This is a genomic window from Streptomyces sp. NPDC005017 (genome assembly GCF_042873115.1).
Classification (GTDB): Bacteria; Actinomycetota; Actinomycetes; order Streptomycetales; family Streptomycetaceae; genus Streptomyces.
In genome coordinates this window covers 36559-53109 of record NZ_JBIALD010000038.1, presented here as the reverse complement: position 1 = coordinate 53109, position 16551 = coordinate 36559, and the positions used below count along the sequence as shown (strand labels likewise).

At 69.4% G+C, this 16551-nt stretch carries 8 protein-coding genes; 4 read left to right on the top strand and 4 right to left on the bottom strand.

The window, feature by feature from the left end:
* Positions 1 to 458 precede the first annotated feature (458 nt).
* Together ACFYR0_RS35455 and ACFYR0_RS35450 are read left to right on the top strand one after the other, a co-directional pair.
* On the top strand, positions 459 to 2951 hold the full coding sequence (locus tag ACFYR0_RS35455) for a Helicase associated domain protein (RefSeq protein WP_389337717.1): 2493 nt from the start codon (positions 459 to 461) through the stop codon (positions 2949 to 2951).
* A gap of 1109 nt (positions 2952 to 4060) precedes the next feature.
* Positions 4061 to 4966, top strand: a complete 906-nt coding sequence (locus ACFYR0_RS35450; RefSeq protein ID WP_389337714.1) for a hypothetical protein — start codon at positions 4061 to 4063, stop codon at positions 4964 to 4966.
* 266 nt (positions 4967 to 5232) lie between these two features.
* Here the strand turns inward: ACFYR0_RS35450 and ACFYR0_RS35445 are convergent, their stop codons facing one another.
* From ACFYR0_RS35445 to ACFYR0_RS35435, 3 genes are all read right to left on the bottom strand, one after another.
* Positions 5233 to 7272, bottom strand: a complete 2040-nt coding sequence (locus ACFYR0_RS35445; RefSeq protein ID WP_389337711.1) for a hypothetical protein — start codon at positions 7270 to 7272, stop codon at positions 5233 to 5235.
* Between the two features lie 85 nt (positions 7273 to 7357).
* Complete coding sequence (locus ACFYR0_RS35440) at positions 7358 to 9388, bottom strand: hypothetical protein (protein ID WP_389337708.1); 2031 nt, start codon at positions 9386 to 9388, stop codon at positions 7358 to 7360.
* A complete protein-coding gene (locus tag ACFYR0_RS35435; RefSeq protein WP_389337705.1) occupies positions 9385 to 9939 on the bottom strand; it encodes a hypothetical protein in 555 nt (184 codons plus the stop codon). Before ACFYR0_RS35435 ends, ACFYR0_RS35440 begins: the two co-directional genes overlap by 4 nt.
* 774 nt (positions 9940 to 10713) lie before the next feature.
* On the opposite strand from ACFYR0_RS35435, the gene ACFYR0_RS35430 reads away from it, so the two are divergent.
* Complete coding sequence (locus ACFYR0_RS35430; RefSeq protein ID WP_389337702.1) at positions 10714 to 11598, top strand: hypothetical protein; 885 nt, start codon at positions 10714 to 10716, stop codon at positions 11596 to 11598.
* Positions 11595 to 16196, top strand: a complete 4602-nt coding sequence (locus ACFYR0_RS35425; protein ID WP_389337699.1) for an AAA family ATPase — start codon at positions 11595 to 11597, stop codon at positions 16194 to 16196. Before ACFYR0_RS35430 ends, ACFYR0_RS35425 begins: the two co-directional genes overlap by 4 nt.
* Here the strand turns inward: ACFYR0_RS35425 and ACFYR0_RS35420 are convergent.
* A complete protein-coding gene (locus tag ACFYR0_RS35420; protein WP_389337697.1) occupies positions 16180 to 16395 on the bottom strand; it encodes a hypothetical protein in 216 nt (71 codons plus the stop codon). The two genes, ACFYR0_RS35425 and ACFYR0_RS35420, sit on opposite strands and share 17 nt — an antisense overlap.
* Positions 16396 to 16551: the final 156 nt, after the last annotated feature.

Genomic DNA, 16551 nt, shown 5'->3' with positions numbered 1-16551 from the left:
GCGCGCTTCGCTCCGCGAAGACGACGCGCCGCCGCTACGCGGCGGTTCCATCCGGCGCTCCGCGCCGGATGCGCCGGGACTCCGTCCCGGCTGCCGGACCACGGAGTGGTCCGGCGATCCGGCTGACACCGGATCAGTCTGTACCGGCCTGCTCCGCAGTCCGGTACAGGATCTGACGCACGCTCCGCGTGCGTCAGAGGGCTGGCTGGAGGGAGGGTCTGCTCGTGGTGGCTTGTCGGATCCCGACGTACTCCGGGGATCCTCTTGGCTGGGGCTTTGTGGTATAGGCCTTGTGTGTCATTCTGGCAAATCGGCTAGACTCTGGGCTCAGAGCGTACCAGGGAAGCCCCTCCGTGGGTCCGGCGTCCTCGGGTGGAGAATTCACTGAATGGTCCTTCTGCGCAGTGTCGATGAAATTCCGTCAGATGCCTTCTGTGTTTGAGGAGAGGGATTCCAGGGTGTCGAAGTTCGAGTTGAGGGCTCATCAAGTGGAGGCCGTGGATGGTGTCATGCGGTATTTGCAGCCCCCTTCCGGTGGGCACATGCCTCCCGAAGGACTTCGGACGCAGGTGATTGCCGCGACCGGGTCCGGTAAGACCCTGATCGCCGTGGAGTCCGCGCGGCGGCTGTCCGCGCGCCGGGTCCTGGTCCTCGTGCCGACCCTGGACCTGCTGACGCAGATGGCCGCCGCCTGGCGCCAGGGCGGTCGGCACGGCGCCGTGGTCGGGGTGTGCTCGCTGCGGGCGCAGGACAGTGAGGGCATCCCCTGCACCACCGACCCGAACGAACTCGTCGTCTGGACACGAGATCTGGAGACGGTGACGGTCTTTGCGACCTATGCCGCTGTCGGGCTCGGGATCCTGCAGCGGGCGCACGAGGGCGGTCTGGGGGTGTGGGACCTGATGGTCGTCGACGAGGCGCACCGGACCAGTGGGGATGCCGGCCGGCCGTGGGCTGCGGTGCACGACCAGGCGAGGGTGCCTGCGGTACGCCGGCTGTACATGACCGCCACCGCACGCGTGTGGGAAGCCGAAGGCGACGCGCCGCGGCTGGTGGCCAGCATGGACGAGGACTCCCCCGTGTTCGGACCGGTCGCCTACAAGCTCAAGCTGTCCGAGGCCATCCAGCGCGGGCTCGTCGCTCCGTACCAAGTAGTGTGTCTGGACATTCACGATCATGAACTGCACACCGCGATGGCGGTCGGCGCGGCCGGCTCCGACTACGTACGCGGGGCACGGCTCGCAGCCCTGCAGACCGGACTGCTCACTGCCGCCGCCCGCGAACGCCTGCGGCGCGTGCTGACCTTCCACAGCCGCGTCGCAGAGGCCGAAGCCATGGCCGCGGGCGTGCCCCAGGTCGCGGCACGCCTGCGGGCCGAGGACCCTGGGACGTTTCCGCCCGCAGAGCGCGTGTGGGCCGACTGGCTGTACGGCGAGCACAGCCCCGCACGGCGCCGCCAGACACTGGAATTTTTCGCCTCCGACTTCATCACCGACGACACGGGCAAAAATTCTGATATCCCGGCTGTACTGCGGGTCCTCAGCTCTGTGAAAGTCCTCGGTGAAGGCGTCGACACCGCTAACTGTGATGCCGTGGCATTCTGCGATGCGCGCGGCTCCATGGTCGACATCGTGCAAATGGTCGGACGGGCACTGCGTATCCAGCCCGACCGGGGAAAACTCGCCACACTCGTCGTACCGGTATTCCTCGCACCAGGCGAGAACCCCGACGAAATGCTGACCTCAGACGCCTACAACACCCTCACGAAGGTCCTCGGAGCCCTGCGGGCACACGACACCGACACCATCGAAGCCTTCGCCGACCCCCGCCCCCGCAGCGGCCGCTACGAGCCTTCCGACGACGAGAACGACGGGCGCGAGGACCAGGAGCAGCCCGAGACGGGCGACGAAGACGCGGGCTCTCCCAGGCAGGCCGCGAGAGAGCTGCTTAGGTTCAGCGAGGAACGCGACCCCGCCGAGATCGCCAGGTTCGTGCGGCTGCGCGTCATCGACCCCGAGAAGACCTACTGGCGGCGCGGCATCCAGGCCGCCACCCGATGGCTGCAAGAGACCGCCAGCAAGCAGCTCCGCGTGCCTTACGAGTACCGGACCCCCGACCACTGGGCCGGATCGGCCGCCGACTTCCCGCTGGGCGCATGGCTGGCCGACCAGCGCCGCTACTACAACACCAGCGACCTCGACCCGAAGCGCGTCGAGCAGTTGGAGGCGCTGGGAATGGTGTGGTCACACCACGACGTCGCCTGGGACGAAGGGCTCGCCGTCGCCCGCTCGTACACGGCAGCACACGGGCACCTGCTCCCGCCCACCCACGCCGTCTGGATGGACTACCCCATCGGCATCTGGGCGAAGAACCAGCGGGCAGCCGCGCGCAAGACCATGAAGAACGCAGAACGACGCGCCTCCGGCGAGACCGTCTCCCACACAGCGGAGCTCCCCGAAAGCCGCTTGAAGGCTCTGGAGGACCTCGATGCGGGCTGGTGCCCCACCGGGTGGGACATTGCCTGGCAGAGAGCTTTCCGCCTCGCACGCGCCCACCTGGAGGCTGGCGGCACCCTCGTCCGGCCCGCGGGCGAGGTCCACGTCCAGGGCGAAGACCTCGGCGCCTGGGCCACCGCGCAACGGCACGGATGGGACAAACTCCTGCCCGCCCAGCAATGGCTCCTGAGCAGCGTCCTTGCACTCGATGCCGCAGGTGCAGACGAACAGCCGAAGCGGCGGACCCAGGACGCCAAATGGGCTACCAACCTCGCCGCGGCGCAGCAGTACCACGCCCGCGAAGGCCACCTCGTCGTACCCAGACACCACGTCGAGCACTTGGACGACGGGACAGAGATCAAACTCGGGGGATGGCTCTCCAACGCCCGCCGCAGAGCCGCCAAGCTCACAGAGCAGCGCCGCGGCGACCTCAACGCCATCGGGATGAAGTGGTGAGGGGCTACTCAGGGGTGCACCCAGGGCGTACCGATCCTTGCAGCACTGTGGTCTGCCGCGGCTGGGACGTCTTGACGTCTTTGCCCGGCCCGTGAGTTGGCCCGGCAATACAGGTGCCGCTGAAGTACCGCCGGGCACCATCAGTTCAGTGAACAATTGTGCACTAAAATACGGCACGCAATACGCCAGCCGGAAAGCTTGGTCCGACATTGCTAATCCGCAAATACCTGCGCAATGTATTTGGGCAGCGGTAATGTAGCCGCGTCTAGTGCACTCCTGAGTGCACTAGGGCGGGGTCGCGCCCAGTGGACTCGGCACCTGCCAAACGGACGAACCCCCTGCGCCACAGTGTCGGCATTGCAGGGGGCCGCCCTCGATGGATCAGCGACCGTGCGTGAGCATCCAGACCAGGACTCCGGCGATGGTGGAGCCACCCACCTCGACGAAGAACCGGTCAATCCGGTGCCGCGCGCGGTCGCTGGCTCGAACGGCCCTGAACCGCACCCGTACAGGCTCGAAGGCTGCGACGCATCGTCGACGCGCCTTCACCCCCGTGGATCGCAGCACCAGGCAGGCGTGCCGCCAAAACGCAAATCGCATAGCTCTCCCCTCTCTCACTTCTTCAAAAAGGTTGCTGAGAGAGGGAGTTGGATCCGGGAGCAGTATGTCGGACTGTCCAGAGCCTGTACGCGATCTACGCGCAATTGTCCTTTTGTGACGAAAAGTGCTCCGGAAATGACATAAGCGAACGGCGTGGCAGGCCAACTCGGTCAGGGCCTTCTCCGGCTGAGTACGAGGGTGTGCCCGAGACTCGAGAATCCGTTCGGGCTGTCCAGAAACGATGTCGCCGTGTCTCGCAGTCCCGGCACCGGAGCACCACCGAAACCCTGCCCGCACCAATCCGGGGCCGTGCTACCCGCCTGCTGGGACAGCTGGCAACAGGAGGCCCGTTACCGCACCGACTTGCGCGACCCGGGATCCACTCCGAACCCATGCATGGAGGATGGTGCCCCGGCTCAGGGAGGAGGAGCCACATCGGCTCCCACGCCGCTGACCGCCCAGTGCCGTGAACAGTCACACGCGCGCAGCCGGCAGTCCATCATCAGGGTGTGACCTCCGACATGACGCCGCATCCCACGACCGACGACACAACCACCCGCCTCCTCGCCGGGCACGCCGCCCCGCGCCTGCGCACGGTGGATGACCACATGTTCTGCGGCAGCGAACAGTATCCGGCGCCCGGCACCTTCCGGCTGCAGCTGTTCACCGCTGTCGGCGTTCGGCCGGTGGCACTCGCAGTCCAGGCCAGGGAGAACGGGCCGAGCCTGGTCAACGGAGCGGAGAGGTACGCCAGCACCGTCTGGCGATGCCACCTGCCCGACGAAGCCGAGCCGCCTCTGTGGATCCAGCGGCAGCTGGACAATCTCGACGAGGAGACCGCTCCCTTGCAGCTCGTGACCTTCGAGGCCGCTGGCAACCACCAGCTGACCAGGCCCCGCTGGCATGCGCTCACCAACGCGCAGGTCGAACAGCTCCTGGGACAGCCGGTCGACGGTGGCCGCGGCGATGGATTCCAGCCGCCGCCCGCTGAACCCGAGGAGGTCCCCGTCTACGAGATCACACCCCTCGCCACCCTGCCCCAGTCCCGCCCCTTCCAGCAGCCCTCCTGCATGCCCGGGCCACGCAGCTGGCAGCGCATGCTGTTCTGGCGCACTCACCCGGCCCGGCCGACAACCTGCTGCTGGTACCACCAACAGGACTGGACGAGAGTGTCCGAGGCAGCCGTCGCCCTGCTCGAGGACGCCCACCGAGACGGTGTCACCGGAGACGGCATCGCCCCCTACGCGCTGGACAAGGCCCAGGCCGCCGGACTCAGCGACGCCGACATCGACGCACTGCGCACGCTGTTCGCGCCCGCCTTGGGCATCTGCGCCACCTGGGCCTTCACCAACGGCCAGCACCGCGTCCAGGCCATGCGCGACCAGGGAGTGAGCCGCACCGTCACCATCAGGTGACACCCACCAGGAACGCCGCCCCTGAACGTCAAAACCCTGTTGATCCACGCCCTTCACGCCCAGCCACGGTCGTGTACGCCGTTCGATATGCGCGCTGCTCCGGATCCGTCCCAAGGAAGCCCTGACCGACGCCGTCCATCTCGATCAACTCGGCTTGCGGCGGTGGAACGATAGGCCCCCCTCGGCAGGACGAGACCGTCCCGGATTCTCCATTCAGCTCGTCACTTGGCGCACGATGTCGGCACTGCCAGACCGTCCCAGCTCCTCTACACGTCGCTGGGGTCTCGTTTGTTGCCTTGGACGCGAACCATGATGAGGGTGCGTGGGCGAGTATCGCCAGCCGGACCCGGCAGGGTACGGACCTCGATGCACGCCGGGATGGCTGCGAGGCCCTGTGGCTTCGAGGTGAGGTCCAGGACCACGAGGAAGTTCACGGGCGGCCCGGCTACCTGGTACGAGACCGCCTGGGGCCCGTAGGTGGTGGCGTACGCGTCCCAGGAGGGGTCGGCCCAGTCCCGCTTGAGCTCAAGGGTGATGAGTTCGGCGTGCGGCTGCCAGGCGATGTCGACGCGTCCGCCGCCGACGTTGGTTTCCTCCATGCGTACGCGCAGGCCCTGACCTCGGAGGAAGTCTCTCAGGTCGCGGCCGAGTTCAGCTTCCCGCGGTTTGTCCTCGTCCTTCCTGAGCTGTCGGAGGTAGGCCCGTGCCTGCCCGCCGTACTTCTGCGTCTCGGACAGCCGCAGATCGACGAACCGGAGCAGGCGCAGGAGCATGCAGTCCACGTCGGCTGCGAACTGGCCGACGTACCCGTCGGGGCACTGTTGGTTCAGCTTGCGGTGGATGTCGCGGAATACCGAGGCGACGATGGGCACCTCGTCGACCGGCTGGGCAGCCTTCCGGGCGGCGAGCATCGCTGTGATCCGGTTGCCCAGTTCAGGCGTGTTTGCCAGCAGGTTCTGCAGGCGCTCGGTGTCTTCCGCGGAGAGTCCGAGCCCGGCGAGCGAGACGGCCGGGCGTTCAGGTTTTGGGGAGGGGGACCCACCCCCGGTTTCCAGCGACTGCCGGAGCCGGGCGGCCTGTTCCCGGACGAGGGGTGTGGTCGGGTCCTGGTCGCCGCCGGGGTCTTCGGCGAGCTCTTCGAGCCATTCGTCCAGGAGGTCCAGTCCGCCTTCGTGCGCGAGGAGGGTGGCCTCGACTCGGGGGGCGAGGAGGGCGTGCAGGCCGTGCGTGGCCACCGAGGTCGCGGATCCCGGCTGAGCGGTGGCCGGGTGAGCCGGGGAAGGGGCAAACAGATCGAGCGTGCGGTGGGCGGTGTAGACGTCCACGAGGTCGCTGATCACGCCGGCGGCGTGGAGCCAGGCGCCTGGGCGGTCTGCGTCCTGCGCGCGGGTGAGGGTGTCGAGGAGGTGTTGCCAGGCGGTGAGAGTGTCCAGGCGTGGGGTGCGCCACCCTGGTGGCAGGCCCAGGAGGTTGAGGCGGAGTTCCAGGACGGCTTCGTCGAGCTGGATTCTGGCTGCGTCGGGCAGGGAGATGCCCGCGGTGTAGGCGAGGATCGCGTCGATGGCCGCGCCGAACGCGGTCGCGTCGGGGCGTTCTTCGTCCTGGTGGGCGTCGCTGAGGCGCTGGCGGGCTTCGAGGAGGAGGGGGCGGGCGCGGTCGGTGTCGTCCGTGTGCAGTGCTTGGCGCAGGGCGAGCATGCCGAGTTCGAACGCGGCGTCCTCGGCGACATCGTCGCGTTCGACCAGTTTGCTCAGAAGTCGGGCGGGGTCGGGCGAGTCGAAGTGTTCGGCGACGGCGCCGGCGACCCTGACGGTGCGCAGAGCGTAGTCGTCATCGATCTTCGCAAGTTCCTGCTGCCGGTTCAGACGGCGCAGCCGGTCCAGGAGACCGTACTCGGCGGCGGCTCCGGACAGCACGATGCGGGCGGTGCCTTCCAGGGCGATACCGCCCAGGAGGTTGCTGTGGCTGCGGCTGGCGTCCAGCCAGATGTCCGCCAGGTCGTCGCCGAGTGCACGGACGGCTTCGGGGCATCCGAGGAGGGAGGTGACGACGCCCTCCAGGCGGAGCGGGTCCCGCGGGGCCTCAGCGGCGGTGAGGAGGAAGGAACGGGCCTCGTCGTCCTGGATCGCTGCCTGGTCGGTGCACAGCAGGGCGACGAACAGGGGCAGCTCGTCGTGGTCGAGCAGGGTGGCGGTGTCCTGCAGGAGACGGCCGAGTCCGCCGAGGTCGTCAAGGGATGGCGCGGGGGCGCCCGTGCGAAGGGCGTCCACCAGCGGTTGCAGCGGATCGGGAGCGCCAGCGGACACCGGTCACCATCTCCTCACTGCGCTCGGCGGCCTGTGGAGCATAAGGGGCCTCGCCGACGCCCGGACACCCGCTGGATTGGAGCGGTCACCACAGGCGTTCCCCGGCCGGGGCCAGGCGCAGCTGGTCCGTGGGGATGACCGAGGCCACTTCCTGGCCGCGGGCGGTGGCGATCACGACCTGGAGCTGCGGGGCCGTCCCGGTGAGCTGGACCAGGCCGTCCAGCATCAGTTCCAAGTCTCCGCGGTCGACCTCTTCGGCTCCGGGCGAGTCGATGATGAGCAGACCCGGGTGCCTGCCGACACCGGTGCGGATGCCGTGCCGCAGGAGTGCAGTGGTGGTGACGATCTTCAGGCGGAGCTGCTCGCCTTCGGTGAGGCTTCCGTAGGGCTGGTGCTGGCCGCCCTTCCACACCTTCAGGGTGGCGTTCGTGCCGAGTTCGACGGCTTCGAGCATCTCCAGTCCGAGCTGGCGGCCCATCGTGACGATGTCGTTCTGCACGGCTTGGAGGACGTCCTTGAGGGCCTGCGTGCGGCGGGCGTGGGCGGCCTTCTCGGCGGCCTTGAGAATGTCCTGGTCGCGCTGGAGCGGAGCGAGGCCGGCCGGGTCGCCGAGGTCGTCGAAACGGCCCCGCCGTTCGTCGAGGGCTCCCGTGAGCCGGGCGACCTCGAGCTCGGCTGCCTGGCGGTCGCCCCCCGCCGGGCGGGCGAGCGCGTCCTCGAGCGCGTCCTGTGCCTGGCCGAGCACGGCCGCGGCTTCGGTGGCGTTGGCCTGCTTGTCGGCCAGTGCCGTGGCCGCCGCGTCGACGGCCTGCTGGACCTGGGCGAGCGTCTCACGCAGTTCCCGGCCGTCGTCGACGTCGAGACCGTCATCGTCGGCCGCGGTGCCGTCGTACTGCACTGCTGCCGGGTGGAGTTCGGAAGTGCACAAGGAGCAGTGGCCTTCGTCTTCCCGGGCCCACTGGGCCTGGGTGACCTGCGCGTCGCAGCGAGGGCACACGGTCGGTTTCAGCGTGTGGAAGAAGGCCTTGGCGAGGGCGGCTTCGTGCGCGGCATGGGCCAGCGAGGCCAGGGACTGGCGCTGCTGTTCGAGTTCGTCGTGCCGGGTACGAGCTGCGGCGAGCTCGCGCTGCGCGGCGCTGGCCGCTTCGGTCGCCCCCGCGAGGGCCCGGTACGAGGTGTTCAGGTCGGCGGCGCTCCGGCCGAGGTCCGGCAGGGCGTCCAGCCGCTGCTGGGCCCGGTGGAGGCTGCCCTCGAGTTCGTCGATCTTGCTCTGCCGTTCGGCCGCGTCGGCCTGGGCTCGGGCCTTCGCAGCGGACAGCTGCGCCGCGACAAGCTTCTGCGCCACCGCGGCCGAGACCATCGTGGCGGCCCAGGGCGCTCCCAGGAAGAGCTCCAGGAGCCGGGTCGGCAGGGCGTTGCGGGCCTCGTTGCCCAGCAGGTGGCCCAGGCCGGAGCGGTTGATGTGCAGGGCGCTGGCGTACGCTGGCCAGGACAACTCGCCGGTCAGCGGCGGTCCGTCGACTCCTTCGGGCCGCTTTTGCTGGGTACGCAGCGGCTCCAGGCCGAGACGCTCCAGCATGAACGCGTCCATCTGCTCTTCGAACGTGGCGGCGTTGTCGAACGAGAACAGCACCGCTCCGGTGTCCTTCGAGACGACGGTCCCCGCGGGCTTGCTGCCGCTGACGGTCATCTCGACGACAAGGGTCTCGTCGTCGAGGATGAACTCGGTGCGGACCCGCCGAAGCCAGCTCTGCACGTCTCGCTGAAGCCCGCTGCGGCCGCGCAGGCACCACAGGATGATCTCCAGCACGCTGGACTTGCCGGCCTCGTTCTTGCCTGACGAGGCCAGACACCATACGCCCGGCCCCGGCTTCCAGTGGAAGCTGAAGCGGTCACCCTCCCCGTCGCCGTCGTGGCCACCGGCCGGCGCGGGGCGCACGCCTTCGAACGACACTTCGGCCACGCGCAGAGCGTGCGGCCTCGGCAGCGCTGTCTGCGGGCGCACGCCGTGCTCGGCGAGAACCGCCCTGACCACGTCCAGTTCCTGGCCGGAGACTTTCGCGATCTCCTCCAGCCACTCCTCGACAGGGCCCACGGCATCGCTGTCTGTGCTCATTGCAGTCCCTCCCGGGCCAGTGCCGCGTCCAGGCGTTCACGCACCCGCTCGGTGATCCCGCCGATCACCTCGTGCACGTGAGTGGCGGCGTACTCCGGCTGCCCGTACTGCTGTGCCTTCAGCTGGGCGCCGGTCATCCCCTCGACCGCGGCCGCCACATAGGCGGTCTGCTGGTCGTACCAGGCGAGAACCCCTTCGCTCTCCCGGAGCCGCTGGGCCTGGTCCGCTCCGGCCCTGAGGAGGAAGTAGTCCCTGCGGCGCACGCTCCCGTCGGACACACGGCCCGCGCGCCGCAGCTGGATGAGCCCCAGGTGGCGCAGCACACTCAGGGAGTTGTCGAGAGGTTCGTAGGCTCCGTGGTCATTGCGGAGCATCCGGTAGGTGTGCAGTTCCGGCTCGCGTTCCTTGAACACGGCACGGGCGTCGAGCAGCCGCTCCTTCGGCAGGCTGCCGTCCGCCCACCTCGAGATGATCAGGTCCGCGAGGTAGTCGGGGTTGCGTACGAGGAAGTCCAGCTTCTGCAGCTTGCGCTGGGACTGAACCGCCCGCACGGCAGTGTCCGGCACCTGCGGCCAGTCGGCGCAGGGATCCCCCAGTCGGTCCAGAATGAACAGAACGCGTACCGCCGTCTGGCCTGGTGTCGGCGAAGGGCCTACCGCCATCACCCCCTTGGAGCGGCCCGGACACCCGGACCGTGTCACTGATTGCTGATCATCCGTCACTCACCCTACAAGCAGACATCGCCCGGAGTCCCTCCCGTGGCGCAGTCCGCTCAGACTCCCAGGAGATTGCCGCTCCCCTGCGCACAACTGTGGCTGTGCCCAGCGCCTCTGTGCCTTGAGGCTCCGGTCCGTCGACGGCAAAGTAGGACCCGGCCGCGGTCCAGAGCCATGAGAAGATCGGGATCGGCCGAGGCGGAGCCCGAACAGCGGCGCCCATCGGCCTGTGCCGATCGAAACGGCATCGGACGGTCGCGGTATCGGGCATGCGCGGGAGTACGGGGCAGGCGCCGATGCCGCGAGCACGGTCTGCGGGAAGCTGGCCAGCATGGCCGCCGGTCTGGAGCGACCACCCGCAACTTGTCGGCCGCGGCGCGGGCGCAGCACAGGGTGCTCAACGCCGTCGAGCACCCTGTCAACTCGGCCACGCTCTCGGCGAGGGACTTTCGGGACTCCGGCCGATCGAGCGACAAGTCCTGTCTGGATACAGCACAATCATAATCCGGCCGACGCCTCGGAAACCCGGACCATGTGCCAATCGTCGACGGTAACCGGCAATGACCGACGGATGCCGACACGGAACGGGCTGGGCAGACTGGGGAACGGATGCGGGCAGCGGAGATCGTCGGGGTGCACGGGATCGGGCAGTCCAGGACCTCAAGGGAGCAGTTGACCCGGGACTGGGGAAAGGCGCTCGGGCGCGGCCTCAAGGAGTTCACGGACCGGCCCCACCGCCTGCCCGTGCTCCGCACCCCGCACTGGACTTCCCTGCTCGCCAAGGGCACGGACCGGTTGGGGCCGCAGGACGACCCCTACAGCGCGTCGATGACGCCGGCGGAGGAACAGTTCGTAGCGGAGGCCCTCGGTGACGTCGTCGGGCCGCAGGACCTAGCCTATGCTGAGGAACAGCCGCTGGCCGTACTGGGCCCGCCGAAGCTCTGGCCGACCCGGATCACCCGACTGCTGATGGCCTATGACCACCGCTTCCCCGGCGGCGGCGGGCAGTTCTTCGTCCAGCGGATGCGGGAAGTCCGCTCCTATCTGACGGAGCCAGACTTGGCCGTCAAGGTCCGCGCACTCGTCCGGGACCACATCACCCCGACCACGTCCGTGGTTATCGGCCATTCCCTCGGCAGCGTCATCGCCTACGACCTGTTCCGCCACGAGGACGACGCCGCGGGGCGACCACCCGGAGATGTCTCCGGGCCCGGCGTCCACACCTTCATCACCTGTGGTTCCCCGCTGGGTATCCCCTCGGTGCGGCGGCTCATGAAGATCGAGGACGGCGACCCCCTGCGCCTGCCCGACCACGTCCGGTGGATCAACGTCTACGACCCGGATGACGTGGTCACCGGCGGCGCAGGGCTGTGCCGGGTGGCGCCGGGGCTGGTCGATGCCTCGGTCCGCAACGGCGTGGGCGACCCTCATAGCGCTGTGCGCTACCTCCGCAGCGAGCCGGTGGCCCGCGCAGTGGCGGGCGGTCGGCCATGACGCCCGATCCGGTCCCCGTCACATGCGCCCGTCGCCTCCTCGTCATAGCCGTCACCGAGTACGACGACGGGACCCCGGCACAGCAGCAGGAGTTCAGCACGGGCGTCTCGACGCAGGTGACCGTCGTGGAGGGCTGGTGGGCCGATCCCGGCCTCGACGACGGGCGCCGCTTCGCCCTCGCCCAGCCCAAGCAGCTCCGTGGCCTGAGGGACCTGCGCGAGTTCCTCCTAGACGAGGAACTCGCCGGGGTGGACGACGACGAAGCCCTCGTTGTCTACGTCACCGGCCACGGGCTGGCCCCGGCCAACTCCCCGCAGCACTTCCTGCGCTTGCCCGACTCCTACGAGGACCGGCCGCTCAGCACCGCCTTCCCGACCGCCGAACTGATTGCGACCGTACTGGACTCCCAGGCCACGCACGTCCTGGTGATGGTCGACTCCTGCTTCTCCGGCCGGCTCGAAACCGAGCTCAAGGCCAACCTGAAGGCGCTCCGAGAGGGGCGCCGCTCGATCGGCTCGCTCGTCGTACTCGCGGCCGGGAACGACGAGAGCAGGCCCCGGCTCGGTCAGTTCACCAACCTGCTCCGGGCCGCCCACGAGCACTGCGCGGACCGGGCCAACGGCTACGCCGGGTCCCATCTCAGCTGGCAGGACTGGAAGGGCATCGTCGGCGCGGTATTTGACGCGAAGACCATGGCCGACGTCCACGAGATCTGGCCGACCCCATCCGCCACGGTCCAGAGGGCGCACCAACGGCCGAGCCCCTGCCTTCCGAATCCTGGCTACGCGGCCGTCGAACCCGTACTCGGTGCCTCCCTCCGCCAGGTCGGGTGGACCCGGACCGAGCTGGACACGTACTGGATCTCGCGCGCCGCCGGTCAGCCGGGAGCCAGCGGCCCCGGCTGGTACTTCACCGGGCGCACCGGGCTGGTCAAGCGGGTACTCGCGTTCCTGGTCGGCACCGAGAACGTACTCGTCGTCACCGGCGAGGCCGGCTCGGGGAAGTCCGCCTTGCTGGCCCGCATCGTGACCCTCAGCGACGCCCGATTCCGCGCTGACCCGGACTACGGTCCGCTCATCGCCGACATCCCCGAGGAACTCGACGTCCCGGTGGGGTCGGTGGACGCGGCCGTCCTCGCCCGCAACTCCGATCCGGACGAACTCGCCCAGACCCTGTACGAGGCGCTCGGCGGCTCCCACAGCACGGCGCGTACGGCACGCACCCGGACGGCGTCCAAAGGGCCGGTGAAGCCCCTGGACGAGGGTCCAGTGGTGGCCCTGTGCAAGCTCGTAGGGGAGCTCGCCCTGCTGCGGGGGCGGCCCCTGACCCTCGTGGTCGACGGCATCGACGAGGCCAGGAACCCGACGCGCGTCATCACCGATCTGCTCCGCCCCCTCACTCAGCTGCACATGGACACGGGCGGATGTCCCGCGGTCCGGCTGCTTCTGGGCGTCCGCAGCCCCAGGGAGTACACGACGGCCGCCGAGGGCAAAGCGCGGCGCCCCTCCACCTCGACCCCCGCGGCCCCTTCCACCGACCTGCTAGGGCTCCTCATCCGGGCCACTCACTCCGGGAACCTGATCCGCACGGACGACGTCGAGGCGACCAGGGGCGACATCGCCGCGTACGTCCGCGCGCTGCTCCGGGCCCCGTACGAAGGCCAGGGCGACACCGAGGAAGGGCGGCCGGAGCTCCCGGGGCTGGACACCGCCCAGGCCCAGCTCCGGTACCAGCACCGCTCCCTGGCCGCAGCGGTCGCCGAAGAGGTGTCCCCGTCCTTCCTGGACGCCCGGATCGCCACCGAGCGACTTCGCTCGATGCCCGTCCTGCCAAGCCCCGACGACTCTCCGTGGCGCCGGACCCTTCACGAGGGGACCGAGGCACTCCTCCGTGAGGACCTCAGTGAGGTGGCCCACTCGCACGACACCCCGGCCGAACACCTGATGGTCGTGTTGCGGACCGCCGCGTTCGGTCAGGGGGCGGGACTGCCCTGGGCCGACATCTGGCCTGCCGCGGTGCGGGCGCTGTGCCCAACCCCCGTGGCCGACCCGGACGCGGTCATCCGCCAGGTGATGGCCAGCCGGCTCAACGGCTACCTAACCACCGCGGTCGAGGACGAGCGGACCGTGTACCGGCCGATCCACGAACGGATCAGCGAAACCCTCCGAAACTCACCGCAGTTCCTCCTCGGTCTGCCGGACACGGACCCGGCGGAGCGTTTCCCCGAGATCTCGATCACCGCCACACACGCGCAACTCGTATGGGCTTTCGGAGAGCTACTCCCCCCGGCCCCGGACCAGCCCCCACACCCGTACCTACGACGCCACTTCATCGCGCACATCGCGGCCGCCGGACTGGTCGACGACCTGCACGTCCCCTGGCGGTTCCTGCCATGGGAGACGAGCGGCACGGTCCGGGCAGCCCTCGGGCTCCCCGCCGACTTCCACACCAGTGCCGCGCACCTCGCCGCGTGGGCCCGTATCGAAGCGTTTCTGGGCGATGCAGGAGCGGCGGCCCGGGCTGACAGTCTCCGCCTGTCCCTCCTGGGCACGGCTGTCGGGCGTGGTGCCGCAGGGAACATGGTCGCGACACGGCCCCTACCCGGCTACCGCTCCGACGTCACACCGCGGTGGAACCAACTGCGGGTGCCCGACAACCTCTTGGCGCGTACATCGACCCCACTCGCCTCGCTGGTGTCCTTCACCCTTCCGGACGGCACCCCGCTCGTCGCGGCGGGCGACCAGGGTAGTGAGGTGCGCGTGTGGGACCCGCGCACGGGAACAGAGTTCGGCCTGCCCTTCCGGCCAGGCCCGTACATACGCGCCCTGGCCGTGCTGACCGCCCCTGGGGAGAACCCCTTGCTCGCGGTGGGCACCGCCCACGGCGTCTGGATCTACGACCCGCAGAGCGGCGATGCGACCCGGCTCCCGGTGACGGGAGCCGTGTTTGCCCTCGCCGCCTTCAGGACCAGGACTGGACGGGTCCGACTGGCCGTCGGAACCGGCGCGGGACTGATCACCTGTGATCCCTTCGACTTGGAGACACCGGTCGTGCCCATCAGGCCCCTAGACGGCGTGATGGGCCCCTCGGTCAAAGCGTTGGCGACGTTGCAGCTCCCCTCGGGAAGGACACTTCTCGCCGCGGGCGGCAACACCAACACGTTGGAAGTCTTCGACGCCGAATCGCTCGATGTCGTCACCGTGGTGCACGGGCAAGGCAGGGGAGTGGTCGCGCTCGCCCTGTACTTCGACCAGCAGGACCAGCCCCGGCTCGCTGCGGCTTCGAGCACGACGCGCAGCGTGCGCACCTACCACGCGCTCACCGGCGATGAGAACAAGGCGGCGCGCATCCCGCGGTCGGCGGCCTCCCTCGGGGTCTACCCCCATCCGGGTTTCGGAATACTGCTGGCACTCGGCGGCGTTGACGGGGGGCCCGTGAGCCTCTGGGATCCGGCCACGGGGGAAGAGGTGTACGCATCCCCGCCCGACCACACGGGAAGGGTCAAGGCCGTAGTCGCGGTCGATACGGGACAGCGGATGCCCTTCGTGGTGTCCGCATCGTTGGACCGGACGGTCAGGATCTGGAACCCTGGCGGGCGCACGTCGGAGCTGGAACTCGATCTGGAGGCGTCGGGAGACGGCTCCCTTCTAGCAGTGCTCCCCGGATCGGACGACGGCCCCAGCCTGCTGACACCCGCCCGTTCAGGTGCCGTCAGCATCCGGTCGGCGGTGAGGGGGCAGCCGCCGCGTACGCGGCTGCATCCCCGGCAGCTGACGTGGCCCGCCGATTGGGGCTGCGACACATTGACCGCCCTGGCCACCCACGTCTGGCCGAACGGGTCGGCGTCCGTCGTAATCGGCCTGAAGAACGGCCTGATCGGCCGCTGGGACGAGCAGCGCGGCTGGTGGTCCCCTCCGGTGGATCAGAGCTGGCATGCGGCGAGCGTGCGCTCTCTCGCCACGCTCTCCCTCCCCGGTGTCGACGACGTCGTTCTGGTCATCGGCACCAGCAAGGGAAGCATCTGCTTCCATGACCTCGCCAGCGGCGAGCAACGCTGGGAGACTGTCCGCGGCGACGCAGCCGTGCGCGCCCTCACGGCTCTGCCGACCGAGACGGGCCCGCTCCTGGCCTTCTCCAGCGGCCGTACCGTGCGGTTCAGCCGTGTCGGAGCGCCGTCGCACCTGCGCCTGCCCGGCCGCACGGGCCCCGTCCGTTCGCTCGCCGTCTGCCCTGCGGAGGACGGCAGTTCCCTGCTGGTCACTGGCGGCAGCGACGGCTGCGTCCGACTCTGGTCCCCGGACGCTCCTCAGACGGAGGCGTACCCCGTACTCGCGGGGCATCACGGCCCGGTCTCCGCCATCGGCCTTCTGCCGCCCACCCCCACCTCGCCGCAGCCGCTCCTCGCCACCGCGGGTTTGAGCGACACCACCGTGCGCCTCTGGGACCCGTGGACCGGGGAAGAGCTCATGCGGGTGGTCACCGGCGCGCCCCTCACTTCCCTTTGCGCCCTGCCCGACGGCAGCATGCCGGACACCACGGACCCGGCGATCGCCTTCGGCGGACCAGCGGGCCTGGCAGCCCTCACCGTCCGCCGCTGAGCGACTCCGCGGCCGTGGCCGCACCGCCGGCCCTTCGGCTGGGATGCGATGTCCGCTGCGGTGGCAGGATCCCGGGCGCGAGTCCGAGATCGCTCTTGCGGAGCAGGCGCAGGGTGTACGGGAGTTCGCGGGCAAAGCGGCGGGCGTCGGAGACCAGGTGAAAGTAGACCAGCACCTTCTTCAGTTTGTGCTCGGTCATAGTGCGCAGGACGGCCAGGTGCAGGACGGCGGTGCAATGCACCCGGCGCATCTGTCGGTGCCGGCCAAATTCCCTCACGGCTGGGAAGCCAACCAGGTCACCGAGGGCCTGCCCGTTGCCGCCGGCGAGAGGAGCGAGCACCTCCCCTTGTGGGCC